Genomic DNA, 24,841 nt, shown 5'->3' with positions numbered 1-24,841 from the left:
TAGGGGTTGAAAGCTAAATAGTAATATTATTTAATGCTTCCAGCCCTGCCGAACTCGGTTGGCGCGAGGTACACAACAATAATAAGGAGGCGCCATGCAATGGCTCCCCGTTTCGCCCCAGCGGTACAAGCTCGCCGAAGGCCCTTTCTGGGACGCAAGCACGCAAACCCTCTATTTTGCCGACATCGCAGGCCATCAAGCCTGTCGCTTAACTGATAACGGCGTGCAGGCCTGGCAGTTGAATGAACCCGTTTCGGCGTTCATTCCCACGGTGCGGGGTGATGCACTGGTCACCCTCGCCAGCGGCGTGTACCGGCTGGACCTCACCTCTCCCACAGACCATCCGCGCTTGAGCCTGTTCACTGTAGTGGATCCCGCGCCGGGCAACCGCGCCAACGAAGCGCGCTGTGATGCCCATGGCCGGCTCTGGCTAGGCACGATGCAGAATAACCTGGGGCCTGACGGGGAAGACCTTCCTGTTAGCCGTGACAACGGGGGCCTGTTCCGTGTGGCTGCGGCCAGCCCGAGCGGCCAACCAGCCGTAACGGCTGTGCTGCAGGGGCTTGGCATCCCCAATACCCTGGAGTGGAGCGCAGATGGTCGCTACCTCTATACCGCCGACAGCCGAGCAGGGGCGCTGTACCGCTACCCCGTGAGCCCGGACGGCGCCTTGGGCGAACGCCAGGCGTGGGCGGATAGCGGGCCGGGCACGCCTGACGGCTCTGCCTTGGACAGTGAAGGTTATCTATGGAATGCCCGCTGGGGCGGGGGCTGCCTATTACGCTTCGCCCCCGATGGCACGCTGGATCGGCGCATCGAGGTGCCCATCAGTTGCCCCACTAGTTGCGTGTTCGGCGGCGAGGATTTGCGCACCCTGTACCTAACGTCAGCGATCCCGGGCACCACCGTGTCGGCGCTCGATGGCGCGGTGTTCAAGGCTCGCACGACGGTCGCGGGCAGGCCCTGCCACCGCTTCGCCGGATGATGAAACCGCTTGGCTAGGTGACACTTTGTTACACCTTGCCAAGCGTGCTGTGCTTGACTGAATTCGCGGTAGTCGGCTTATCGGCACCGCTCGGCTTTCTAACAAAAACAAGGAGTGAGCCAATGCCCCTATCCAAAGGGTTCCGCGTCTTTTGTGGCGCTGTTGCAACGACTGCCGCGCTGGGTTGGGCAGGCCACGCGCTGGCGGCCGACCCGGTTAAAATCGGTTTCTTGGTTAAGCAGGCTGAAGAGCCCTGGTTCCAGACCGAATGGGCCTTTGCCGAAAAGGCAGCCAAAGAGAAGGGCTTCACGCTGCTCAAGATTGCCGTACCCGATGGTGAAAAAACCCTCGCCGCCATCGACAGCCTGGCCGCCAACGGCGCCAAAGGCTTTGTGATCTGCGCGCCAGACGTGTCACTGGGCCCCGCCATCGTGGCGAAGGCAAAGGCCAACGACCTCAAGTTGATGACCGTGGACGACCGCTTTGTGGACGCCAAGGGCAACTTCATGGAAGACGTGCCCTACCTGGGCATGGCGGCCTTTGAAGTCGGCCAGAAGCAAGGCGCTGCCATGGCCGAGGAAGCCAAGCACCGGGGGTGGGATTGGAAAGAAACCTGGGCGGTGATCAATACCTACAACGAACTCGATACCGGTAAAAAACGCACCGATGGCTCGGTAGACGCGTTGAAAAAGGCAGGCTTCCCTGAAGACCATATTGTCTACGCACCGCAGAAGACCCTTGACGTGCCAGGCAGCATGGACGCCACCAACTCGGCACTGGTGAAGTTGCCTTCGGCTGCCAAGCACCTGATCGTCGGCGGCATGAACGACAACACCGTGCTGGGCGGTGTGCGGGCAACAGAAAGCGCAGGTTTCAAAGCGGCCGACGTGATCGGTATCGGCATCAACGGTACCGACGCCATTGGCGAGCTGAAAAAGCCTGACAGCGGCTTCTTCGGGTCGATGCTTCCCAGCCCGCACATCGAGGGCGAACGGACCGCAACCATGGTGTTCGAGTGGGTGACCACAGGCAAAGAGCCGCCCAAGTACACCGCAATGGACGAGGTAACGCTCATTACTCGGGCGAACTTCAAGCAAGCGCTTGAAAAAATCGGCTTGTGGAACTAAGCAGGTCGCGAGGAGCGTTGCAATGTTGTCTACCGTACCGCAAGCCGGCGCTGCCGAGGCGCTGTCGTTCAAAGGCATTGGCAAGCAGTTTCCAGGCGTGCGCGCGCTGGCCGATATCAGTTTCACGGCCTACCCCGGTCAAGTGCATGCCTTGATGGGGGAGAACGGTGCTGGCAAATCCACCCTGCTCAAGATCCTCGGGGGCGCTTATGCGCCCTCTGAGGGCGAGCTGTGTGTGGGCGAGCGCACCCTCAAGCTACGTAATGCCGCCGATAGCCTCGCCAACGGCATTGCGGTGATTCACCAGGAGCTTCACCTGGTGCCGGAAATGTCCGTGGCCGAGAACCTTCTGCTTGGGCACTTTCCGTCGCGCATGGGAATCGTCAACCGCCGCGCCATGCATGCCCGTGCCCAGGAGCTGCTCCGGGGCCTGGCCGATGAAATCCCTTCCACTACCCGTTTGGGTGACCTTTCCCTGGGGCAGCGGCAACTGGTGGAAATCGCCAAGGCACTCTCCCACGATGCGCGGGTTATCGCCTTCGACGAGCCTACCAGTAGCCTGTCGGCCCGAGAAATCGACCGGCTGATGCAGATCATTGCCCAGCTGCGCGACGAGGGCAGGGTGGTGTTGTATGTCTCTCACCGTATGGAAGAGATTTTCCGTATCTGCGATGCGGTGACGGTGTTCAAGGATGGGCGCTATGTGCAGACCTTCCAGGACATGGCAAGCCTGACCCACGACAAACTGGTCACCTGCATGGTGGGCCGGGATATCCAGGACATTTACAACTATCGCCCACGGCCCCACGGGGACGTGGCCTTGGACGTAGTGGGCTTGCAGGGGCCAGGTGTGCGGTCGCCCGTGTCCTTTACGGCGCGCCGGGGCGAGGTACTGGGCTTCTTTGGCCTGGTCGGGGCAGGGCGTACCGAGCTGCTTCGGTTGCTGACCGGCCTGACGCCTGCTACAGCAGGCGAAGTGCGCCTCGAAGGCCAGGCACTTAAGTTGTCTACGCCCAGGGACGCTATTGCCGCAGGGATCCTGCTGTGCCCGGAGGACCGTAAAAAAGAGGGCATCGTCTCCTTGGCCAGCGTGGCGGAGAACATCAACATCGGCGCCCGGCCGCGCCACTCACGGTTAGGCTGCCTGCTTCGAGGCCGATGGGAGCGGAGCAACGCCGAGAAGCAAATCCGCGCGCTGAATGTGAAAACGCCTTCGGCCGATCAAACCATCCTGTACCTGTCCGGGGGCAATCAACAGAAGGCCATCCTGGGTCGCTGGCTGTCGTTACCCATGAAGGTGCTGTTGCTTGACGAGCCTACCCGCGGCATCGATATAGGCGCCAAATCCGAGATCTACCAGATCATCCACAACCTGGCGGCCGATGGCGTGGCGGTGATCGTGGTGTCCAGCGACTTGATGGAAGTGATCGGTATCTCTGACCGGGTGATGGTGATGTGCGAAGGCGCCGTGACCGGCCAGTTGCACCGCGCTCAGGCCAATGAATCCAGCCTGCTACACCTGGCCCTCCCTGGCGCCCAGGTAGCATTAGAACAAGAGGTGAACCATGGCTAGCGTACCCCAGACTCCGTTGATGTCGACCCAACGGCTCAACCTGCGGCGTTTTCTCGATGACTGGGTCATGCTGCTGGCGGCTGTCGCTATCTTTGCGTGCTCTGCGATCTTCATCGATAACTTTCTGTCGCCCCTTAACATGCGTGGCCTGGGGCTTGCGATCTCAACCACCGGCATTGCCGCGTGCACCATGTTGTTCTGTCTGGCGTCGGGGCACTTCGACCTGTCCGTGGGTTCGGTGATTGCGTGCGCAGGGGTGATTGCCGCGATTGTCATGCGAGACACTGACAGCGTCGCGCTAGGCGTAGGCGCTGCGTTGGGCATGGGCCTGGTGGTCGGGTTGATCAATGGCATCGTGATTGCCAAGTTACGCATCAATGCATTGATTACGACCTTGGCCACCATGCAGATCGTGCGCGGCCTGGCGTACATTTTCTCCAACGGCAAAGCCGTAGGCGTGATGCAGGAAGACTTCTCGATCTTTGGTAACGGGCAGCTTTATGGGGTGCCCGTGCCTATCGTGATTACGCTGCTGTGCTTCCTGTTCTTTGGCTGGCTGCTCAATTACACCACCTATGGGCGTAATACGATGGCCATTGGCGGCAACCAGGAAGCCGCCCGCCTGGCCGGTGTGGCGGTAGACCGTACCAAGATCATGATCTTTGCGGTGCACGGTGTGATCGGCGCACTGGCAGGCGTGGTGCTCGCCTCGCGCATGACCTCGGGCCAGCCGATGATCGGTCAGGGCTTTGAGCTGACGGTGATTTCTGCCTGTGTATTAGGCGGCGTGTCTCTGGCGGGCGGGATTGGCATGATGCGCCACGTCATCGCCGGTGTGCTGATTCTGGCGATCATCGAGAACGCGATGAACCTCAAGAACATCGACACCTTCTACCAGTACGTGATTCGCGGCAGCATCCTGCTGTTGGCGGTGATCATCGACCGTTTGAAGCAGCGTTAAGTGACGCTGGGCGCTCTATGGCGCCCAGCCTCGATAGAGGATTTGCCAGCCGTTGAGCGTGATCCGGCCCTTGGTCGTAAAAAAGGGTTCGGTAGCACGTTCCAAGGTGCGTGCATCCTTGCCTTCGCCAGTATCAGTCACTGACAACCGCCAATACTCGCCAGATGCCAGGGCCGGGTCGTTGGCCACTCGCTCAAGGCAGGCTTCGATCAGAATGCGGCCCTGGCCGTTCATGGCAAACGCTAACATTCTCGCAGTCAGGGTCGCGCCTCGCTCGGCGCCGGCCTTGGCGTTGTTGAGCAGGCGTAACAGCATAGGGTCGTCGGGAAGACGGCGGCACAGTAGCTCCAGGCTACCCAACACTGCACACACGGACAACTCCAGGTGCTCTCCCAATAGGCGGGTGGCTGTCGCCATGATGGCATCGGCTTCGCTATGCGGCTGGTTTCCTTGGCGAGGTCATCGAGGAAGCGCCAGGCCCACCCGCATCACATGGTCGTTGAAGTCGGCGCTCTGCGGCCACTGCGCAGGCGGGCCGAGGCCGCTCGTCGTCCAGTCATATTGGCGAATCAGCGTCCCAAGTTCTCCCGCCGTGTAGAAAGGGCTCACTATCGATGGAGAGGTGCTGAGTCATTGAAGCCACGGTCTCTGGATGCTGGAGTAAGGGCAAATAGTAAGGATGAGCGGGATAACGGGGTGCCATTGAAAGGGCGAGGCGCCGTTCCGTCGGATCTCGCCTATGATGAGCCAACTATGAGAGCTTTCCCCGGTCACATGGTTTCGCCAGGTTTTGAATAAGCCGACCAGCTACGCAGCGGACACGAGGGCCAGGCAGGCTTCGCCGCCGCAAGTACCTACACAGGAGCAATGCATGACTGTTTTCGATATCCGCGATTATGGCGCCAAGGGCAACGGGGCTGATGACACTGCGGCGATCCAGAAGGCCATAAATGCCGCTGCGGCGGCGGGCGGTGGGCAGGTATTCGTGCCTACGGGCACGTGGGTGGTGTCCGACGCGGACGGATCGGGCAATGCACTGGCACTCAAAAGCAACGTGAGCCTCACCGGTGAAGGGGCCAACGACTCGGTGCTCACGTTGGCAGAGGGCGCAGGGGCTGGCACCACCTCCCTGCTCGGCGTAAAGGCAGGCACCAACCTGCGCGATGCCACCGTTAGCAACCTCAGCCTGGACGGTAGCCAGGCAGGCAGCAGTGGCCAGATCAGCGGCTGGTCCCAGACAGGGGCCAAGGATGTGACCAACCTGGTAATCGATAGCGTAACCGCCAAGGGCTTCAGCGGCCATGGCTTTGACCTGTCTGCGCCGGGCGTCAACCTTGCGGTTCGCAATAGCACCGCCACGGGCAATACGCTTGACGGCTTCACCTTGGGCGCTTCGCTTCCGGCCATTACCTTCCAGGACAACCGTGCTTTGGAGAATGGTCGTCATGGCATCGACGTGACCCTGGGCGATCAAGCACTCACCCTGGCCGATAACATCGCGGCGGGTAACGCAGGCGATGGCATTTACGTTCACAACGAAAACGGCGTAGACACGGGTTACTTCAGCGTGGTGGGCGGTGACGTCTATGACAACGCCGGGGACGGTGTGCGTGTACGCGGCATCGAATACGGTGGGGTGTACCGCCAGGACGTCCACGGTAACGGCGGCTCAGGGGTTGACCTGCAAGGTACCACCCACCTGGAAGTCGCTGACAACGTCATCCATGACAACGCTCAGGCGGGCAGCGCCGCTGAAGTGGCCATCCGTGCCCAGGGCGCGAATGCAGGCAGCCAGAACTTCGTCTATGACAACCTCATCACCGGCGGCGCTAACGCCACCTGGGGTGTGGCTGAAATCCCGTCCGATCAGGCCAGCGTCGACGGCAGCATCGTGTTCGGCAACGTCATCAATGGCACACCGGCTGGCGACATCAATGCGATAGGCAGCGAAACCCAGGTCTACAACAACAGCGACGTGCTCATTCTTCGGGGCAGCGCTGCAGCTGACACCCTGACCGGTAGCCGCGCCGATGAACTCATTAGTGGCGGTGCGGGGAATGACCGCATCGATGGGCGTGCCGGTAACGACGTCATCGCGGGCGGTGCCGGGGTCGATACCTTGAGCGGCGGCAGTGGCAGTGATGTCTTCCGCTTTACCCAGATCAGTGACAGCTACCAGTCTGCAACAGGCTCATTCAGCGATCGCATCACTGACTTCAACGACAGCAGCGACCGTCTTGACCTGACAGCGCTGGGCTTTTCCGGGTTGGGCAATGGCCACAACGGCACGGTGAAGGCGACCTACAACGCCACTACCGATACTACGTACCTGGCCAGCCTGGACGCAGACAGCGACGGCAACCGGTTCCAGTTGGCATTGAGCGGCAATCACCTGGCTACCCTGGGCGCTGACAACTTCATGTCGCTCACGCGCGGCACTGCCTATAACGACCGCCTCGTTGGCACCACCGGGGATGACACTCTGGTAGGCCTGACAGGCCGTGATACCTTGCTGGGCGACGGCGGCGCTGACCGCCTGGTTGGCGGCGCGGGTGGCGACACCCTTACCGGTGGTTCGGGGGCCGACACCTTCGTGTACACCCGCGAGAGCGACAGCTTCCGTAACGATGCCAGTGGCAGCTATGCCCAGCGCGACCTGATTACGGACTTCAACAGTAATGGGCATGACCGCATTGACTTGACGGCACTGGGCTTCACCGGCCTTGGCAATGGTTTCGACGGCACGCTGAAAGTGGTATTGAACCTGGCAGGTGATTTTACTGCGCTCAAGTCTTTGGAGCCTGACGCCGACGGCAACCGGTTCGAGATCTTGCTCAGCGGCAACCATCTGGCAGAGCTGACGGCCACCAACGTACTGTTCGCCAACCCCAACCCTGCCCAGACCGACACCTCGCAGCCCATTGGGCATTTGGATTCGGTCGGCACCGCAGGCGCTGACACCCTGTATGGCGACTGGGGTAACGACACCCTGACCGGCCTGGGTGGCAACGACGTGCTGGCTGGGAGCATCGGCGACGACCTTCTCATTGGCGGCGGCGGTACTGACAAGCTCACCGGCGGCTCGGGTGCCGATACCTTCCGCTTTGAGCAAGTGAGTGACAGCTACGTGGGTGCATCCGATGTCATCACTGACTTCACCGTGGGGAGGGATGTGCTCGACGTGTCCGCGCTGGGCTTCACCAAACTGGGTGATGGCACTGACGGGTCCTTGAAGTTCAGCTATAGCGCGGCAACCGATCGCACCTACGTGCGCAGCAATGAAGCGGATGCCTCAGGGCATAAGTTCCAGGTGTCGCTGGAAGGGGACTACAGCCATACCCTCACCAAGGATGCGTTCGTGTTCGCGGACCCAGCCACTTCACAAGACGTGCAGTTGGTAGGCGTACCTCAGCACGTTGACCACACCGCATGATCTAGCACATCAGGGCAGCTAACGCAGGTTACAACCGGCGTTAGCTGCCCTGATGTGCGTCGGTGGCCCTAGCGGGTAGTACCCTGGATCAGCTCGCGGATCCGGTGGGCGAGGTTGTCTACGGAGAAGGGCTTGGTCAGCACGTGCATGCCATCATGGGCCGGGCCGTTTTCGAACACGCTGGATTCGGCATAGCCCGTAATGAACAGCACTTTGAGGTCTGGCCTATTTACCCGTGCGGCATCCGCCATCTGGCGGCCATTCATACCGCCCGGTAAGCCAACATCCGTAATCAGCAGGTCTACTTTCAAGTCGGAGTTAAGCAGCTGCAGGCCAGCTCGACCGTCGGCAGCCTCTATGGCGTGATAGCCCAGATCTTCCAGCACTTCAGTGACCATGATCCGCACGGTGGGCTCGTCGTCCACCACCAGCACGGTTTCACCCACTTCTGCCCTAGGCGGCGCACTTAGCTGAGGGACGCTGGCCTCTATTGCGGCGCCGTGATGACGGGGCAGGTAGAGGGTAACTATGCACCCTTTGCCCTCTTCGGAATGAATGCGCGCCTGGCCACCCGACTGGCGGATGAACCCATAGATCATCGACAGCCCTAACCCAGTTCCCATCCCCATGGGTTTGGTGGTGAAGAAGGGCTCGAACGCCTTGGCGATCACCTCAGGCGCCATGCCTGTACCGGTGTCCGACACGGCAACCGCCACGTATTCGCCAGCCGTGAGGTCAAATACCTGAGCGCCTCGGTCGTCGATGCTACGGTTGCGGCTGCTCACGGTCAGGGTGCCCCCGTGGGGCATGGCGTCACGTGCATTGATGCACAGGTTGAGCAGTGCGTTTTCTAACTGATGGGGGTCTATCAACACACTCCACAGGTCTGTACTCAGGTCTGTGATGATGGAGATGCCCGGCCCCACGGTTCGGGAGATCAGCTCTTCCATACCGGTAATCAGGCGGTTCACCTGGGTGGGCTTGGGCGCCAGGGTTTGCCTGCGGGAAAACGCCAACAATCGGTGGGTTAGGGCGGCGGCACGACGTGACGCCCCCTGGGCGGCGTTGATGTAGCGGTCCAAGTCTTGGGTACGGCCTTGCTGAATACGGCTTTGCAACAGCTCAAGGCTGCCGGAAATGCCGGTGAGCAGGTTATTGAAGTCGTGGGCGATGCCCCCCGTGAGTTGGCCTACGGCTTCCATCTTCTGGGACTGGCGCAGTTGCTCCTCAGAGCGCAGCAGCTCCCTGGTTCGCTCGGCTACGAGTTGCTCCAGGCGGGCATTAAGTTGCTGAAGCTGCTGCTCGGCGCGGCGGCGCTCAATGGTCGTGCGCGTGCGCTCACCCAGCTCCCGGGTGAACTCAACGTCTTCCTGGCTCCAACTGCGAGGCAGGCGGGAGTCTGCAAACATGACGGCAACCAAGCGGTCGCCTTCCATCAGCGGGACGCTGATAAACGACTGCACCCCATAAGGTTCGAAGGCTTCGGGGTGCGCAATACGCGCGTCCGAAAACACATCACTGACCACGATTGCTTGGCCGCTGACCAGTATGCCGTCGTAGTTTCCAAGCGCGCTCAGGTCGTGTGGGCCCCTGAGCGATACGCGGCCATCGTTGGACCAATCCTGCTGCACTTCTACGCGCCCCGGATCAGTGCCGATCAGGCAGTAGCCCGCGCGGTTGACTTCCAGCACGCTGCCAAGAATTTCGGCGGCTACCCCTGCGATGTCGTCGGGTTGATCCATGGTCCGCAGGCGGTCACTCAAGTGCAGCAGGCCTTCACGGCGCTGTGCCGCGCGGCGTAGCTCGCTGACGTCCTGGAAGATCACCATGAAACAGTCATCAGGCAGCGGGTGGAAGCGGCCTTCATACCATCGACGCACATTATCCAGGGGGCGAATGAAGGGCATCGACACGCCGGTCTCGGCCACTTTGGCCGCGTCGCTGATCCACCCCGGTGCAAGGTTGGGAAACAGCGCTCGTAGGGTTTGGGTCCGCACCTGCGCTGCGGGCAGGCCTAGGATACGACAACAGGCCGGGTTGACGTCGATGAAACGCCAATCGTGCGCGCCGCCTTGTTCGTCACGTACCACTTCGGCCAAGGCGAAGGCTTCATCGAAGTGCTCGAACAGCCCGCGCCAGTGCCGCTCGCTACTGGTCAATGCCTGCTCAGCTACGCGGCGCTGGGTGATGTCGTGAAAGATTACAGACACGCGGCGTTGTTCAGGGCTGCCGATACGGGCCGCCTGAACCATAAAATAGCGACCTAACGCACGAGCCTCGCTCTCAAATTGCGCCGGTTGCCCCGTGAGGGCTACTTTGCCGTAGGTCTGGAACCAGAACTCGTCGTGATCGGGAACCCGCTCACGCATCCAACACCCTTCGGCGTGGTCGAGCCCGGTGTGTTTCTCGAACGCGCGGTTCACGCTGAGAAAGCAGTAGTCTTGCGCCTCGCCATTGGGGCCAAAGCGCAGTTCGATGATGCAAAACCCCACATCGCTGGCATCGAATACATCGCCCTTGAGTGCTTCGAGTTCGGCGCGTAACGAGGCATTTTCAGCCAGTAGCTGCCTTTCAGAACTGCGATCCGCGCCGGCGTTCATAGGTTACTTGCTGCTGTGAAGAGGGATCGGTTCGCGGGAGTCGGTAGGGCCGCTGTCAAGGCCGACCATTTCGTCATACACCGCAGGTTGTACCAGCATCAGTTGCACGGTATCTGGAACGTCAGCCAGCAGTTTGCGTGCCTGGTCTGCCGAGGCCACGTGTACGGTGTCACCGTCGCCGTCAAGCACGCGCTCGGACGTCCCATCAACGATCGCATGGAGGGTATAGGACCCGCCCTCTACTGACACAAGATTGAGCTCTGTTACGGTGCCAGCCTTTACTGCGCCAGCGATGTCTTCGACCTTCATGCCATTACTCCGGGTGGTATGCCTGACTATTCAGAGGAGGGCATGGGCCGCGAGTTCACATTGCCGCCAAGGCCAATTATCAAGAAAGGCGCCGCAAGCCAGCGCAGGGCGCATCCATTCCGCAAACGCTATGAGCGCGCGAGCGCATTGTGCCGGTTCGCCTGGCAGGGCGCTAGTTTTGGAGCCAAAAAAATAGCCTTCTTTTGATGTCGTGTTTTACAAGCGCCTATGAGCATGAGCACCTGAATCCAGCGGTTGGTAAATGAGCTAACTGCGCTGGCTCATGGGCCCTGCCTGAGCCATCATGGCGCCTGGAGGAGGGTGTATGGCCCACAAGCTCAAGCGCTATGAACAACTGGCTGAACAGATCGCAGACATGATCCGCTCAAGTGTATTGGCCGCCGGGGAGCGGGTGCCCTCAGTGCGCCAGGCCAGCGGACGGTATGGGGTTAGCCCAGCGACGGTGTTCCCCGCCTATTACTGGCTCAAAGACCGGGGGCTGATCCAGGCGCGGGTGTATGCCGAGCTGTACTACGGGTACAAACCGCCGCGAGCAGTGAAGCATTTCGACCATGAGGGTTGGGTTACGACCGTCACCTGCGCAAGCTCAGGCCAAGCCTCATCAGCAACAAGCCATGCTCGCCGCGGCCGCAGGTTATTTTCCAGCGCAGGCACGCGTGAGGTTAAACCATGGCTATCCGTGGGAGGCGCGCAGTAAGGCAGCCATGGCTACACTGGGCGCGCTGATAGACGCTCAGTTACGGGCCCAGGGCCAGCCCCCTAACAACGCCGCCCAGTACAGCCGCAGGCGAACGCTCATGGCGGCGACATTCAGCGCCCGTGCTTGGTTGGGTGACGCTGCGCCAGAGCAGGCGATGCCCGCGCCCATGGCAGGATGACAAGCGACAGGTAAAGGCCTTCAAGCGTCGGATGGTACTGCATCGAAGGGGTAGGTTGACCGCACGGACTAGCCTTGGCCAAGGCGTTAATCGGAAGGGTAGCTGGGACCTCCAGTCAAGGCCAGTGGCCATCTTTTATGTACCGTTCGTCGCCAGTGATGGCGAAGCGCAATACGCCCATAGCGGGCCGTTCAAGACTGTGCGAGCGTGAGCACATCAGGCAAACCAGGCGGGCACTCCTCTAAGGTGGTGCCACCTGGCAGGCCTGAACATGCTCGCTATTACTCCAGTAGGGAAACCTGATGTCTGACTTAGAGCTTGCTCCTGCCCTGACCGGCCTTTCCAGCTACAGCCTGGCGTTCCAGCGCCTGTTCGACTACGCGCACGCCTACGATCGAGGCGCGGGGGTCGTCAAAGATCGGCCCTCCTACAGCGCCAGTGAAGCGGCCGCCCAAATCGCCCGCTACGGCTATCACTTTACCGATAGCAATGGCGATGGAACCGTTGACCTGACCTACAGCTTCACCCAGGCCCGCCCTGCTGACTTCGACCCTTCGCGCGGGGACTTCGTCGCCTTTAACGACCAGCAGCAGGCCCAGACCAAGCTGGCACTGCGCGGCTGGTCGGACGTCGCCAACCTGTCCTTCAGCCTCGCGCCAACAGGCGGTGAAGGTCACTTGAGCATGGGCGGCTACACCCAGTCCACTGGTGAAGCGGCTTTTGCGTATTACCCCAACGGCACCACCCGTGACGGCGAATCCTGGTACTGGGTCAGTGATGCGTACCGAGAGAACGCTAACGCTGACGTGAACAACTATGGCGGGCAAACCCTGCTGCATGAAATCGGCCACACCCTCGGCCTGGCTCACCCGGCAGATTACGACGCCTGGAACGGCGTGCTCAGTTATACGGACGATGCGATTTATGCCGAAGATTCGCGCGGCTACACCGTGATGAGCTACTGGGACGAATACTTTACCGGCCAGGATTTCAGCAATGCGTACGCGTCGGTTCCCCTGATGGACGACATTGCCGCCATGCAGCTGCTGTACGGCGCCAACACCGACACACGCTCGGGCGGCACCGTTTACGGGTTCAATTCCAACAGCAACCGGGCAGAGACCACGGCCACGTCTGCAGACAGCACCCTGATCTTTTCAGTGTGGGATGGGGGCGGTGTCGATACCCTGGACTTCTCCGGCTACACAGTGAACCAGCGCATCAATTTACATGAAGGCAGCTTCTCCGACGTGGGCGGGAAGGTGGGCAACGTGTCTATCGCCCAAGGTGTGACCTTGGAGAAAGCCATCGGCGGGCAGGGAAATGACCTGTTGCTGGGTAACGATGCGGACAACTGGCTGGTCGGCAACGACGGCCAGGATGTGATCGCTGGCGCAGGCGGTGCCGACAAGCTATGGGGTGGCCAGGGCGCGGATACCTTTATCTACTTCGCCCGAAGCGACTCAGCAGTAAGCAGCGCCGACCGGTTGATGGACTTCGTCACCGGCCAGGACGTGGTTGACCTCACAGGCCTTACCACCCCCGGCGTGGGCGCCATTCATTTCACTAAAACCCTGGATGGCAGCGTCGGCGCCGCAGTATTGCGCGGCGCCAGCTATGGCACGCACCTGGCCATTGATTTCGATGGCGACCACAGTGCGGACTTCGTCTTGAAAATCCTCGGCGAGGCCCATGCCAGCGACTTTACGGTTTAAGGTCGCCTGCCTGGCGGTGCTTTGCTCGTCGCTGCCTGCGGTGGCGAGCAGCCTGGCGCCGCTGGGCCCTCAGGCCTTGCTGGGGGCTTGGATGCTTTACCCTGAAGGTCAGCCAGCAGTCACTTGCAGGCTGACGTTGGCTATAAATGGCAGCGCACAGGGTGAGGCCGCCGGCTGTAGCGCGCTGCGATGGCTGGCTCAACCTGTGGCTGGCTGGGCCAGCAAGCCTGACGGCATTGCGTTGGTCGGCGAAGGTGGCCGTACCCTTATTCTGCTAAGCCCCGGTGGCGGGGGCCGCTACACGGGGCGCACCCGCCAGGGCGCGGTGTTTTGGCTAAGGCGGCCATAGCACTGACTCAGGCCCTGCGCGGCAATCTCACTCAAGGCCAGTGCCTATCAACGCGTTGTTGGCCAGCGCCAGCCCCCCAAACGACTCGGCCGAGTCAACGTAGCGCATGGCTGACTTCATGTCCTTCCACCCCACGTAGCTCATCAAGGATTTCAAGTCCCAGCCGTTGCCCATGGCCCACGTGGCGAAGCCGCGCCTCAGGGAGTGGCTGGTCAAAGCGCTGTTAGCGACCCCGGCCCGCTCGAAGGCATCGCGGATCAAGGGAATGAAGCTACTGGGATGCAGGCTGGCGTCGCCCAGATTGCCCCAGCGGTCGAGCTTGCGAAAGACCGGCCCCTTTGCCAGCCCTGCGTCGGTTATCCAGGCCGTGTAGGCCTTGACCGGGCACAGCACCCGCAGCGCCGGGATGCGTACTTGCTGCCCCAGCGCCTGGCGGTCAGCTTTGCTTCGGGTCAAAAACAGGGTGAGGGCACTGCCTGGTTCTACCTGAATGTGCTCTACCTGCAAGCGCCCCAGCTCATCACTGCGTAACCCCTTCCAAAACCCTAACAGCAGCAATGCCTGATCGCGCCGCGCCCTCAGCCTGACAGGCAGGTCGGCGACGGCGGTTGCCTGCACGGCGTGTGCTTCCAGCCGCTCGACCACCTGCTGAAGCTGAACCAGGGCCAGGGGTACCGCCTGCCGAGGGGCCGCTGGGTGCAGGGTTCGAATACCCCTTAATACCTGCCGCACCATGGGCGCCTTGGTAGGGTCCGGAAAGCCTTGGCTGAGGTGCCACTGCGCGAGTGCGGCCAGCCGTTGACGCAGCGTGCTGACGGCGTGGCTGCCCGCGTGGTCGGCCAGGTACCTGGCCACGCTCTCAGCCGTAGCGGGCAGAAGGCCACCCCAGGTGACTTCGAAGTGCTCTAGCGCGGCTAGGTAACTGCGGCGTGTATTCGCCCGCGTGGCTGCCTCGATGTACTGATCGACTGGATTCATAGCCGCCTTTAACGCCTTACCCGTGATAACGCGCCATTATCCCGTTAAAGAATGAACAATCAACTGCTTGAATAAATATGATATTCAGTATGTAATTACAGACTATGTAATACAGTACATTTTTAGGAGGCCCGATGGCCCGCACTGGCGTAACAAAAGAGGTGGTCGAGCAGGCTCGTCGCTCGCTCTTGGCAAAGGGGCTGAACCCCAGCATCGATGCGATACGGGTTGAACTTGGCAATACAGGGTCCAAGAGTACGATCCACCGTTTCCTCAAGGAATTGGAGGCAGACCAAGGCACCCTGGCCGAAGGCATGGGCTCGATAAGTGACGAACTCACAGGGCTGGTCAAGGCCCTGGCGGAGCGCCTGCATGAAGAGGCTCAGGCGCGCATCGATGCTGCCCAGGCGCAATTCGATGAACAGCGAGGCGCGCTTCAAACGCGTGCAACCGAGCTGAGCAGCCAGGCTCAAGCGCTTGAGCAAACGCTTGCTCAACGTGAAACCGCGTTAAACCAGACCAGCGCAGCCCTTGAGCAGAGCCATGCCAATGCCCAAGCCGAGCACACTCAGCGGGTGCGGTTGACCCAAGCCAATGAAGACCTAAGCGCGCGCTTGGCAGACAATCAACAACACCTTGTGTCCCTGGAAGAAAAACATCGGCACGCGCGGGAAGCCTTGGAGCACTACCGCACCGCCGCACGCGAACAGCGTGACCAAGAACAGCGTCGCCATGAAGGCCAACTGCAACAGGTGCAGGCGGAGCTGCGTCAAGCCCAACAGGCCCTGGTCGTACGCCAAGAGGAACTCACAGGGCTGAACCGGGACAATGAGCGCTTGCTCTCGGCGTTAGGCCAGAGCGAGCTGGCGCGCACCCAAAGCAGCGAGCAGGCAACGATGCTACAGGCAGAAATCGCGCGCTTGGCTGCCGCCCATGGGCAGGCACAAGGGGCACGTGAGGTATTGGCTACGCAATTGACCGAGCTGCGTGACGCATTGCAGCGCACCGAGCAGTTGCTCGCCTCGCGGGCCGATGAGCTGGCAGACCTGCGGGCCAGAGGCCGCCAACTGGAAGCACTGCTGCACGAAGCGCGCCTCGCGCACCCAGTGAAACACGCCGAGGGCGCAGCAGCAGATGAAAGAGGCGAAGCACAAACCTAAGCCCAGGCGGTTCGGTAAGGCAAAAAAAACCACCGCCCGCGAGGGAGGTGGTCAACGTTTATCACCAAAGGACGAAGGGAAGCACACCAGGCAGATTCATGCGGCGGGGGGATGCATGGGCCTGGAGGTTCTGTCTTCGAAGCGAAGATTACCAGCCTTGCTGGCGTGTGATGAATCAGCGCTATCGATAACGGATATCGCTTGCACGCATGACAGTGTCAATGCGTGGCGTGCGGGACGCTTTAACGTAACCGCTTGTTTACTTTCGGAGTATTCCCATACTCCTGCCACTCGCCAGGCTCTAAAGTGCGCGGCCAGTTCAACGACAGGCTTTGGGCGGGCACTATTTTCCTAGGTTTGCAGAGCGAGATCTTCAGGCTAAGCTCTGAAAACGGGATGTCTCCCGAGCCAAGCCTTCCGGCGAACCTCCCCCTGCGGAGCGCCCCGGGGCGCGCCATGAATAGATAGTTTCGAGGCTTGGCACGATGAAAGTTTTGACCACTCCAGACGCACCTCTGACGGCGCCAGCCCTGCGCCATGTTTGCTCTACGGGGGGCAGATCATGAGGGCAACAGCCCCTAAGCTCTCCATACGGCTGATGGTGCTGGATGACCATGAGTTCATCCTTCACGGCATTGTCAGTGTGCTCTCCAAACACCCTGACACCCAGGTGATCAGTACTCACCATACCAGCCGGTCTTTGCTTGAGGCACTGCGCACCACGCAAGTCGATATCGTGATACTGGATTACTCGCTCAGCCCTGGCGAGGTCGACGGGCTGAACCTCATCAAGGCCGTGGGTGCACGCCACCCTGGCGTTAAAGTGATCGTGATCTCCTCGTTGCACACACCGTCCACCGTTGCCCTCAGCCTTCGCTGCGGCGCAGCCGGCTTTGTTGGCAAGGAACTGGGTATCGAGGCCCTGCTTGACGCCGTGCGAACCGTTGCCGCCGGCGAGGTGTACCTGCACCCCACCATGCAAAGCGAACTGCGCCGAAACAACGTAGCGACCGTGCCGCTACCGGGGTTGCATGAACTGGAGCAGGAACCTCAACAGGAACCGGCAGGTTTTCTTGCTTATACCCCCAACCTCACCCTGCGGGAGCGAGAGGTCTTGCGCTGCTGCCTCGATGGCTTGTCTGTGACGAACATCGCGTTGAAATTCTCGCGCAGCATCAAGACCATCAGCGCCCAAAAGCAATCGGCCTACCGTAAGCTCGGCCTGCGCACGGACCATGAGCTATTCAAGTTGCGAGCCCAGTTGGAACGCCGCTAACGTGCGCCTGGCCCACGTTGCACTCACCGCGGTAACGGCGCTTTACAGCCTGGTAGCTCAGGCCGTGGTTGCCACGACACCCAGCCCAGGCGTTGCGCTTTCTGGTGTGACCTTCAGCGATGAGGAGCGCGCCTGGATCAGCGCCCACCCCGTAGTGCGCTATGCTATCGACCCCTATTGGCCCATGGAGTACCTGGACGCCCGCCGTCAGCACCGAGGCCTTACCCGCGAATACATCGATTACATCGCTCGGGCCACCGGCTTGGTGTTCGAGCAGGTGAGCAGCCCTGACCTCCAACATAGCCTGGCTATGATAGAGCGCGGTGAGCTAGAGGCGGTGTCAGCCGTGTCTGTCCGGCTAATCGACCAGGCCACCCGCCAGCGCTTGTTGTTTAGCGATCCGTATTTTGTAGGTGCCTCGGTGATCATCACCAAGGCGGCGCGCCCCATTACGTACAACCCTGCCAAGCTCGAGGGGCAGGTCGTAGCGATAAAAGGGGGAGGAGGGTACGAGCGCTATCTGAGCCAGCATTACCCTGGCATTCACCTGCAACTGCTCAACGACCCGCAAGCAGCCCTGGCCGCCGTGGACGCAGGCAGTGTGGACGCCGCTATCGGCCTGGATCAAGCCCTGCGGCCTCTTGTACGGAGTAAATACCTGGACCAACTGCACCTGTCCGGGGTGATCTCTGACATGCCGGCCGTGATTGCCTTGGGGATCGCCCCCACGCACCCGTTACTCAAACGCATCGTCGATAAGGCCTTGAGTACGCTCACCTCCCGTGAAACCGACCTGATGGATGCGCGCTGGGTGGCCCAAAGCGACTTCGGCGAGCCTTCCTGGCGCACGCTGGTGCGTTACTACCGCTGGGAGTTGCTGGGGTTGGTTGTGTGCGTGCTATTGCTGGTGGTGTTTTCCCGCCAAGCGGTGTGCGCACGCAAAGCCGCCCAGGCCAGTGAACGTGTAAAAACCGCCTTTCTGGCGATGATGAGTCACGAAATACGCACCCCGATGAACGCCATCGTATCGTCTCTGGAGCTGCTTAAACGAACCCCGCTTGAGGGTCGCCAAGAGCAACTGACTGCCATGGCGAGTAACGCTGCAGGCAACTTGCTTGAATTGCTGGACAACGTATTGGATTTTTCCCGCCTGGAGGCGCGTGGGGTGCAACTGGACCCGCAGCCCACCGACCTGTGGGCCTTGGCACATGCGGTAGCCGACATTCACGCACTGGCCGCACACGCCAAAGGCGTTGCGCTGGCGATACACCAGGAAGGCCCGGCAAGCGGCGTACTCATGATCGACGCCGTACGCCTGCGGCAGGTGTTGTCCAACCTGCTCTCCAACGCGGTCAAGTTCACCCAGCAGGGCCGCATCGACCTCAGGCTTGCGCTTGAAGCAGGCGACCACTCCAAACTGTCCATTGAGGTCACCGACACCGGAATAGGCATTCCTTTAGAGCGTCAGGCCCAGCTGTTCCAGCCCTTTGTACAGGCCGATACCGCCACCAGCAGGCGCTATGGCGGTAGTGGCTTGGGCCTGGCGATCTGTAAAGACTTGGTCACACTGATGGGCGGAGACATGGGCCTGCGCAGCGAAGCCGGGCAGGGCACCACCGTGTGGGTAAGCCTGCCGGTAGAGCCGGTGCTCCAGGCTGTACCCCGTACTGAACCGCCACTGGCTGCGCCACAGATCGATCTCGCAGAGGCGCCCTGTCTGTTGCTGGTAGAAGACCACCCGGTGAACCAGAAAGCGATCGCCTTACAGCTCGAGGCCCTGGGCTACCGCTGTGAGCTCGCCCCTGACGGCCCGTCGGCATTGGCTCGGTTAGCTGACAGAGAAGGTATCGTCGCGGTGCTTCTGGATTGCCAACTGCCGGGTATGGACGGTTATACCGTTGCCACCGCCATTCGACGGCAAGAGCGAGAGCAGCGCCTACCGCGGCTAGCGCTGTTGGCAATCTCCGCAGCCAATGACCAGGCCCACCACGAGCGGGTATTTGCAAGCGACATGGACGCCACCTTGAGTAAACCCTTGCGGCTGGCCCAACTGCAGGCACTGCTTAGCGTCTGGGCGCCGCTGGCCGCTCCGGCCGTGTCCGAGCAGGAACGCGCGCTTCAGGCGTTGTTCGTGAGTACCACTGAGGCAGATCTGCTTGAAATCCAGGCTGCGCTGCGCCAGGGCGATGGCGCGCGCGTGGCCCATCGTGCCCATCGCATACAAGGTGCCGCGCTCATGGTGGGGGCGACGCAGGTGGCTGCACTGGCCGGTGCGCTGGAAGCGCAGCTTATAGCTGACCCCTTGGATTTGCCCACGCCAGACCAAGTGCAAAGGCTACGGGAAGCCCTGATAGCGGCTGCGGGGTAAGGTGCACGGCAGCGCTCGGTGCTTACAGGCTAGTGGGGGTTAGCAGCAAATCCTGCGCCGAACTGAGCGCGATGCCGTTTGGAGCGTAGACTTGCCAGCAGGTTGAGTCCCTCTACGCCCTTTGCCTTTTGACAGGAGCTTGCACCAATGACGTTGCCAATCGAACTGCTCGTCCTTAACCCTGTGGCCGATGATTTTCAGGCCGCTATCGCTCAGGCCTGCAGTGCTACCTTCGCCCCGACCCCGCAGGCCCGTGCGGCCGCCATCAGCGAGCGAGGGCACACGTTCAACGCGGTGCTCACGATCGGCACGCTGGGCTTAACGGGCGAGGAAATGCGTGCCATGCCACAGCTCACGCTGGTCTGCTGCATGGGTGCGGGCTACGAAGGTGTCGACCTTGAGGCGGCACGCGCCCTTGGCATTACGGTGGCCAATGGCCGTGGCACCAATGACGACTGCGTGGCTGATCACGCCATGGGCATGGTGATTGCGACCCTGCGCAATTTTCGCCAGCTGGACCAGCAATGCCGCGAGGGCGTTTGGCGCACGGCCATTTCGCTGCCTCCAAACGTTTCTGGCAAGCGCATGGGGATCTTCGGCCTGGGCAGGGTGGGGGAAAAGATCGCCAAGCGCGCTCAGGCGTTCGACATGAGTATCGGCTACCACAACCGCAGTCAGAAGGCCGACTCGCCTTACCGCTATTTCGACAGCGTACTGAACCTGGCTACCTGGTGCGATGTGCTGGTCTGTGCCGCCCCTGGAGGCGACGATACACGGCACAGGGTCAACGCAGCCGTGTTGGCCGCCCTTGGTGCGCAGGGGTATGTAATCAACGTGGGGCGTGGCAGCCTTATCGATACCCAGGTGCTGGCAGCGGCGCTGACCGATGGCACCATCGCCGGTGCCGGCCTGGACGTCTATGAGAGCGAGCCCCACGCGCCAGCGCCTTTGCTGAGCTTAAGCAATCTGTTGATAACGCCCCACTTGGCAGGGTGGTCGCCCGAAGCCAACCGCGCCCAGCTTGACCTGTTTCTGGCTAACCTGAAGGGCCATTTTACGGGAGATGGAGTCGTTACGCCGGTGTAGCCAACTTTGGAGTTGACGGCATTAATGTTTATGAGGAACGGGTGCTGGACTGATGGCTTATAAGCACAGCGTAAAGGCACTGGTTAATTCGGAAGGCGCTAGGGCGAACGCCTTAGCGCTATACCCCTATAGGTACGAAAGATAGGACCTAGCATCAATGGCTGGATTGGCAAGCCTGGGAAGGCAATCCCTCCTAGGATCTATTTTTCATTCACTGGTACGAAATAAACCTGGCTATCAAGATCAGGATTTACTTCAGCAAGGCCGGCAGCGTTGGCCTAGCCCGCCTCTGGATAAACTTCACTGAGTTCCCTCGTTAAACGTCGCGCTTTTACCTTGCCTCAAGCGTATCTGCTCGAATGGGTGGGCTGTTTCATTAGACGACTACACCACGTTAGGATATGGCCCTCTGTTACTGGTGTGTCCTAATGGTATTCAAGCCCCCGACCTGTCGGCAAACCGGCGGTATTACCCTTGTTGAAGTGGCTCGCCTGGCGGGCGTGGCGCCTATGACCGTATCGCGGGTGGTAAACCAGCCCTCTGCGGTGCGACAAGTAACCCGTGAAAAGGTGTTGAAGGCCATCGAGCAGACGGGCTACGTGCCCAATCGCGTGGCCGGTGCGCTTGCTTCCAATCGAAGCCGCCTGGTGGCGGTAATCGTGCCGATGCTTACCAATCCGATTTTTAGCGATACCTTCCAGGCTGTGGCGGAACGTCTCGCAGGCGCTGGCTATCAAGTGCTGCTCGGTATGAGTGGGTATGAGGCCGGCCGTGAGCAAGAACTACTTGAGGTAATTCTCAGCCGCCGCCCGGATGGGGTGATCCTCACCGGCACGTTGCACACCGAGGCAAGCTGCAAACGGTTGAAAGCCAGCGGCGTACCCGTGGTCGAGACGTGGGACCTGACAGAGTCTCCCATCGACATGCTGGTAGGGTTTTCCCATGAACAGGTTGGGCGAAGCCTGGCCAACCATTTGTTGCGCAAGGATTATCGACGCTTTGCCGTGCTCAAGGTAGGGGACCCCCGAGGTACGCGTCGCAGCAGCGCCTTCGACCAAGCTCTGGTGGCCGCAGGGTTGGCGCCAGCAACGACGCTAACCTTCGAAGGCCTACCAAACCTGGCGCAAGGGCGAAAAGGGTTAAGCCAGTTGCTTGCTGCGAGTTTACAGGGAGGAGAGGGCCCGCTGATGGTGGTATGCACCTCGGATACCATTGCCCATGGCGTGCTTATTGAAGCCATCGCAAGGGGCATTGAGGTACCCCGCGAGCTAGCTGTCATCGGGTTTGGTGACATGAGCTTCGCCGCGCATACATTTCCTTCCCTTTCCACCGTCCGCATCGATGGTGAGCGCATGGGCCAGGTCGCGGCCGACCTGCTGCTGGCGCGCCTGGAAGGGCGTAAATCACAGAGTGAAAGCGAAGATATCGGCTTCGAACTGATTGACAGGGACAGTACTCGTTAAACGCATCTTGCGCTCAAGCCCTTGCCAATCTTGAAGCGGTGACCTAATGTTCGCTCGTCGATGATTGCGCTACCAAATCCCCAGTCTGGGAGCGCTATAGAATAAATATAATACTTAGCAAGGGGTAATCGCATGTCCCGAGCAATCCCGGATGAACAACGATACAAAAATGGTAGCGATACCATCGCTGGCAGTGATGCCCGATCGATTAAAGCGACTCGGGTACGCTATGGCATCATGGCAATGCTCTTCTTCATGACCGCAATGAACTATGCCGACCGCTCTACGTTGTCGATTACCGGGGTCGCGATTCAACAGACCCTGGGCATTTCTTCCATAACCCTGGGTTACCTGTTTTCGGCCTTCGCATGGACCTACGTGCTGGCGCAGATACCCGGCGGGCGCCTGCTGGACCGCTACGGCTCCAAGCCTGTGTACGCTGCCAGCCTCGGGCTGTGGTCGGTGCTCACTTTTACCATGGGCTTTGTGATCGGGCTTCCGGCGGCCGTAGGTATTACCGCGCTTTTCGTGTTGCGCATACTGGTCGGCCTGGCGGAAGCCCCGGCTTTTCCCGCCAATAGCCGTGTAGTTGCCACTTGGTTCCCGGCGTCGGAGCGAGGCACCACCTCGGCATTGTTCACCTCGTCATCGTACTTTGCGAAGGTGATATTCGCGCCCTTGATGGGGTGGATCACTCAGGTATACGGCTGGCAATACGTGTACTTGCTGATGGGTACGCTGGGCTTGCTCATGACGCTTCTATGGCTGAAGGTTATTCATTCCCCTCGCAAGCACCCGCGTATAAACCAGGCAGAGCTCGACTACATGATCGAGGGCGGTGCGGTAGTGGACATGGACAGCCAGGAAAATACCCAGCGCAAACGAGGGGAGCAGGGCAGCGTGAAAACCTGGCCCGCCGTCTGGGAAATCGTTAGCAACCGGATGATGGCCGGGATATTCCTCGGGCAGTACTGCGTGACCACGCTCACGTATTTCTTCCTGACCTGGTTTCCCATTTACCTTGTGCAGGACCGGGGCATGTCTATCCTCAAGGCCGGCTTCATAGCGGCGATTCCGGCCATTGCAGGCTTCGTGGGTGGCGTACTGGGCGGAGTGTTCTCGGACTGGCTTCTGCGCCGTGGCCATTCACTCAGCGCCGCGCGCAAGATCCCGCTCGTTGCCGGGATGCTGCTATGCACCTCCATGATGATCTGCAACTACATCACCACCGAATGGCTAGTGGTCGCGATCATGGCCGCATCGTTCTTCGGCAAGGGCTTTGGGGCCCAGGGTTGGGGCGTAATGAGCGATGTGGTACCCAAAGAGGCCTCTGGCCTCGCCGGTTCGCTGTTCAACGGCTTTGGCAATATCGCGGGCATCGTGACCCCCATCATCATCGGCTACCTGGTCAGCGATGCCGGCAATTTTTCTGTGGCGTTGATATTCATCGCTGCCCATGCGTTGGGAGCCATCCTTTGCTACCTGGTACTGGTAGGCAAGATCCAGCGACTGCAGCTCAAAACGTCCGTGATTGGCACGCCCCAGGGAAGTGCTCAATAAAACTGCCTAGGAGTACAGATGAACATCGTAATGGTTGGGGAAGCCGCCACACACCAGCATGAGCTGGAAGCCGAGTTAACCACTCCGGCTACCTTTATTGCACTACCGCGCGAGGCGCATGAGTCATCAGCCTGGGACGAGCACATCGAACGGGCTGATGTACTCATCGCCATGCGCTTCAGGCGAACAACGCCCGCGCCACGCTTTCGTTTACTGCATGTGCCTGGAGCGGGTCTGGACGGCATCGATTTTTCCGCCCTGCCGGCTCATAGCACGGTGTGCAATGTGTTCGAGCATGAAATGCCCATGGCCGAATACGCCATGGCCTGTCTGCTGGACCAGCAGATCGGCCTGGCCGCGATTGGCGAGCGTTTTTCCAGTGACAGCTTCGCCGCGTCGTATCTTAACCGCGCACCCAGGGGTGAGCTTAATGGCAAAACCCTGCTGATCGTGGGTTTCGGTCGTATTGGCCAGGCGGTAGCCGTGCGTGCACAAGCCTTTGGTATTCGGGTAATCGCGATCTCCGGCCGCGCGCGCAACGGTCGAGTGGACGGCCCCATGAATGAGGCCTACACCAATGCTGAGCTGCTTGAGCAACTGCCACGAGCGGATTTCGTGGTGCTCTGTTGCCCACTCGACGAGCGCACTCGTGGATCCTTCGGTGCAGCGCAACTGAGCGCGATGAAGCAGAGCGGGGTATTGATCAATATTGCCAGCGCGGGGGTGGTAGACCCCCACGCATTGTATGAATCCCTCGAAGCAGGGCGCATCGCCCGTGCGTACCTGGATGTGTGGTACCAGTACCCAGTAAGCGAAGACGACAGGGTGCTGCCGGCCCCCTACCGTTTTGAACATCTGCCCAACGCCGTCTGTACGCCCCATGTGTCAGGCTGGACGACGGGGTTATTCGAGCGGCGCTATCGATTTATTGCCCAGAACATAGATCGCCTTAGCCGAGGCGAACCCCTGCTTAACGTCGTTGGCGGCAACGCCTAAGGC

At 60.5% G+C, this 24,841-nt stretch carries 19 protein-coding genes and 1 pseudogene; 16 read left to right on the top strand and 4 right to left on the bottom strand.

Annotated features, from left to right (window positions below):
* Positions 1 to 94 precede the first annotated feature (94 nt).
* The 4 genes from AC4LE2_RS10265 (at position 95) to araH (ending at position 4,646) form a co-directional block, all read left to right on the top strand.
* Entirely contained in the window at positions 95 to 985 is an 891-nt protein-coding gene (locus AC4LE2_RS10265; protein ID WP_491825659.1) for an SMP-30/gluconolactonase/LRE family protein, read from the top strand.
* A gap of 122 nt (positions 986 to 1,107) precedes the next feature.
* On the top strand, positions 1,108 to 2,112 hold the full coding sequence (locus AC4LE2_RS10260; protein ID WP_491825658.1) for a substrate-binding domain-containing protein: 1,005 nt from the start codon (positions 1,108 to 1,110) through the stop codon (positions 2,110 to 2,112).
* Between the two features lie 22 nt (positions 2,113 to 2,134).
* The gene (gene araG, locus AC4LE2_RS10255; protein WP_491825657.1) at positions 2,135 to 3,685 is read left to right on the top strand and encodes an L-arabinose ABC transporter ATP-binding protein AraG; all 1,551 of its coding nucleotides are present in this window, start codon (positions 2,135 to 2,137) and stop codon (positions 3,683 to 3,685) included.
* A complete protein-coding gene (gene araH, locus AC4LE2_RS10250; protein ID WP_491825656.1) occupies positions 3,678 to 4,646 on the top strand; it encodes an L-arabinose ABC transporter permease AraH in 969 nt (322 codons plus the stop codon). Before araG ends, araH begins: the two co-directional genes overlap by 8 nt.
* Before the next feature lie 15 nt (positions 4,647 to 4,661).
* Here the strand turns inward: araH and AC4LE2_RS10245 are convergent, their stop codons facing one another.
* Positions 4,662 to 5,063 carry an ATP-binding protein gene (locus AC4LE2_RS10245; RefSeq protein WP_491825655.1) on the bottom strand — a complete coding sequence of 134 codons (402 nt, stop codon included), beginning with the start codon at positions 5,061 to 5,063 and terminating at the stop codon, positions 4,662 to 4,664.
* A 454-nt stretch (positions 5,064 to 5,517) separates the two neighbouring features.
* Here AC4LE2_RS10245 and AC4LE2_RS10240 point away from each other — a divergent pair, with 454 nt between their 5' ends.
* Positions 5,518 to 8,079, top strand: coding sequence for a M10 family metallopeptidase C-terminal domain-containing protein (locus tag AC4LE2_RS10240; RefSeq protein WP_491825654.1), 2,562 nt, complete (start codon positions 5,518 to 5,520; stop codon positions 8,077 to 8,079).
* A 68-nt stretch (positions 8,080 to 8,147) separates the two neighbouring features.
* Here the strand turns inward: AC4LE2_RS10240 and AC4LE2_RS10235 are convergent, their stop codons facing one another.
* Entirely contained in the window at positions 8,148 to 10,679 is a 2,532-nt protein-coding gene (locus tag AC4LE2_RS10235) for an ATP-binding protein (RefSeq protein ID WP_491825653.1), read from the bottom strand.
* Positions 10,680 to 10,682: 3 nt separating this feature from the next.
* Positions 10,683 to 10,988 carry a DUF6482 family protein gene (locus AC4LE2_RS10230; RefSeq protein WP_491825652.1) on the bottom strand — a complete coding sequence of 102 codons (306 nt, stop codon included), beginning with the start codon at positions 10,986 to 10,988 and terminating at the stop codon, positions 10,683 to 10,685.
* Positions 10,989 to 11,313: 325 nt separating this feature from the next.
* Between AC4LE2_RS10230 and AC4LE2_RS10225 the strand changes: the two are divergent.
* From AC4LE2_RS10225 to AC4LE2_RS10210, 4 genes and pseudogenes are all read left to right on the top strand, one after another.
* A pseudogene (locus AC4LE2_RS10225) lies at positions 11,314 to 11,520 on the top strand (GntR family transcriptional regulator); the annotation flags it as partial.
* A 193-nt stretch (positions 11,521 to 11,713) separates the two neighbouring features.
* Positions 11,714 to 11,887, top strand: coding sequence for a hypothetical protein (locus AC4LE2_RS10220; RefSeq protein ID WP_491825651.1), 174 nt, complete (start codon positions 11,714 to 11,716; stop codon positions 11,885 to 11,887).
* Between the two features lie 302 nt (positions 11,888 to 12,189).
* Complete coding sequence (locus AC4LE2_RS10215; protein ID WP_491825650.1) at positions 12,190 to 13,602, top strand: serralysin family metalloprotease; 1,413 nt, start codon at positions 12,190 to 12,192, stop codon at positions 13,600 to 13,602.
* Positions 13,580 to 13,951, top strand: coding sequence for an AprI/Inh family metalloprotease inhibitor (locus tag AC4LE2_RS10210; RefSeq protein ID WP_491825649.1), 372 nt, complete (start codon positions 13,580 to 13,582; stop codon positions 13,949 to 13,951). Before AC4LE2_RS10215 ends, AC4LE2_RS10210 begins: the two co-directional genes overlap by 23 nt.
* A 27-nt stretch (positions 13,952 to 13,978) precedes the next feature.
* On the opposite strand, the gene AC4LE2_RS10205 is transcribed toward AC4LE2_RS10210, so the two are convergent.
* A complete protein-coding gene (locus AC4LE2_RS10205) occupies positions 13,979 to 14,929 on the bottom strand; it encodes a site-specific integrase (protein WP_491825648.1) in 951 nt (316 codons plus the stop codon).
* A gap of 134 nt (positions 14,930 to 15,063) precedes the next feature.
* Between AC4LE2_RS10205 and AC4LE2_RS10200 the strand changes: the two genes are divergently transcribed.
* From AC4LE2_RS10200 to AC4LE2_RS10170, 7 genes are all read left to right on the top strand, one after another.
* Entirely contained in the window at positions 15,064 to 16,089 is a 1,026-nt protein-coding gene (locus AC4LE2_RS10200; RefSeq protein ID WP_491825647.1) for a DNA-binding protein, read from the top strand.
* A 562-nt stretch (positions 16,090 to 16,651) separates the two neighbouring features.
* The gene (locus tag AC4LE2_RS10195; RefSeq protein WP_491825646.1) at positions 16,652 to 17,365 is read left to right on the top strand and encodes a response regulator; all 714 of its coding nucleotides are present in this window, start codon (positions 16,652 to 16,654) and stop codon (positions 17,363 to 17,365) included.
* Entirely contained in the window at positions 17,325 to 19,733 is a 2,409-nt protein-coding gene (locus AC4LE2_RS10190) for an ATP-binding protein (RefSeq protein WP_491825645.1), read from the top strand. The genes AC4LE2_RS10195 and AC4LE2_RS10190 overlap by 41 nt, the downstream gene beginning before the upstream one ends.
* A gap of 147 nt (positions 19,734 to 19,880) precedes the next feature.
* Positions 19,881 to 20,819 (top strand): 2-hydroxyacid dehydrogenase, encoded by a 939-nt coding sequence (locus tag AC4LE2_RS10185; RefSeq protein WP_491825644.1) that lies wholly within the window; start codon positions 19,881 to 19,883, stop codon positions 20,817 to 20,819.
* Positions 20,820 to 21,247: 428 nt separating this feature from the next.
* The gene (locus tag AC4LE2_RS10180) at positions 21,248 to 22,282 is read left to right on the top strand and encodes a LacI family DNA-binding transcriptional regulator (RefSeq protein WP_491825643.1); all 1,035 of its coding nucleotides are present in this window, start codon (positions 21,248 to 21,250) and stop codon (positions 22,280 to 22,282) included.
* 132 nt (positions 22,283 to 22,414) lie between these two features.
* Positions 22,415 to 23,842 carry an MFS transporter gene (locus AC4LE2_RS10175; protein WP_491825642.1) on the top strand — a complete coding sequence of 476 codons (1,428 nt, stop codon included), beginning with the start codon at positions 22,415 to 22,417 and terminating at the stop codon, positions 23,840 to 23,842.
* Positions 23,843 to 23,860: 18 nt separating this feature from the next.
* A complete protein-coding gene (locus tag AC4LE2_RS10170; RefSeq protein ID WP_491825641.1) occupies positions 23,861 to 24,838 on the top strand; it encodes a 2-hydroxyacid dehydrogenase in 978 nt (325 codons plus the stop codon).
* Positions 24,839 to 24,841 lie beyond the last annotated feature (3 nt).

Source organism: Pseudomonas sp. 9.3L, from assembly GCF_058536285.1.
The sequence above is the reverse complement of the archived record's forward strand: the minus strand, read 5'-3'. Positions and strand labels throughout refer to the sequence as shown.

Excerpts from the sequence above, each read along its gene's own strand:
- AC4LE2_RS10210 (WP_491825649.1), top strand. The coding sequence starts at position 13,580 with ATGCCAGCGACTTTACGGTTTAAGGTCGCCTGCCTGGCGGTGCTTTGC.
- AC4LE2_RS10230 (WP_491825652.1), bottom strand. The coding sequence starts at position 10,988 with ATGAAGGTCGAAGACATCGCTGGCGCAGTAAAGGCTGGCACCGTAACA.
- AC4LE2_RS10170 (WP_491825641.1), top strand. The coding sequence starts at position 23,861 with ATGAACATCGTAATGGTTGGGGAAGCCGCCACACACCAGCATGAGCTG.
- araG (WP_491825657.1), top strand. The coding sequence starts at position 2,135 with ATGTTGTCTACCGTACCGCAAGCCGGCGCTGCCGAGGCGCTGTCGTTC.
- AC4LE2_RS10185 (WP_491825644.1), top strand. The coding sequence starts at position 19,881 with ATGACGTTGCCAATCGAACTGCTCGTCCTTAACCCTGTGGCCGATGAT.
- AC4LE2_RS10245 (WP_491825655.1), bottom strand. The coding sequence starts at position 5,063 with ATGGCGACAGCCACCCGCCTATTGGGAGAGCACCTGGAGTTGTCCGTG.
- AC4LE2_RS10260 (WP_491825658.1), top strand. The coding sequence starts at position 1,108 with ATGCCCCTATCCAAAGGGTTCCGCGTCTTTTGTGGCGCTGTTGCAACG.
- AC4LE2_RS10175 (WP_491825642.1), top strand. The coding sequence starts at position 22,415 with ATGTCCCGAGCAATCCCGGATGAACAACGATACAAAAATGGTAGCGAT.
- AC4LE2_RS10200 (WP_491825647.1), top strand. The coding sequence starts at position 15,064 with ATGGCCCGCACTGGCGTAACAAAAGAGGTGGTCGAGCAGGCTCGTCGC.
- AC4LE2_RS10220 (WP_491825651.1), top strand. The coding sequence starts at position 11,714 with ATGGCTACACTGGGCGCGCTGATAGACGCTCAGTTACGGGCCCAGGGC.
- AC4LE2_RS10240 (WP_491825654.1), top strand. The coding sequence starts at position 5,518 with ATGACTGTTTTCGATATCCGCGATTATGGCGCCAAGGGCAACGGGGCT.
- AC4LE2_RS10180 (WP_491825643.1), top strand. The coding sequence starts at position 21,248 with ATGGTATTCAAGCCCCCGACCTGTCGGCAAACCGGCGGTATTACCCTT.
- AC4LE2_RS10235 (WP_491825653.1), bottom strand. The coding sequence starts at position 10,679 with ATGAACGCCGGCGCGGATCGCAGTTCTGAAAGGCAGCTACTGGCTGAA.
- AC4LE2_RS10190 (WP_491825645.1), top strand. The coding sequence starts at position 17,325 with ATGAGCTATTCAAGTTGCGAGCCCAGTTGGAACGCCGCTAACGTGCGC.
- AC4LE2_RS10215 (WP_491825650.1), top strand. The coding sequence starts at position 12,190 with ATGTCTGACTTAGAGCTTGCTCCTGCCCTGACCGGCCTTTCCAGCTAC.
- araH (WP_491825656.1), top strand. The coding sequence starts at position 3,678 with ATGGCTAGCGTACCCCAGACTCCGTTGATGTCGACCCAACGGCTCAAC.
- AC4LE2_RS10195 (WP_491825646.1), top strand. The coding sequence starts at position 16,652 with ATGAGGGCAACAGCCCCTAAGCTCTCCATACGGCTGATGGTGCTGGAT.
- AC4LE2_RS10205 (WP_491825648.1), bottom strand. The coding sequence starts at position 14,929 with ATGAATCCAGTCGATCAGTACATCGAGGCAGCCACGCGGGCGAATACA.
- AC4LE2_RS10265 (WP_491825659.1), top strand. The coding sequence starts at position 95 with ATGCAATGGCTCCCCGTTTCGCCCCAGCGGTACAAGCTCGCCGAAGGC.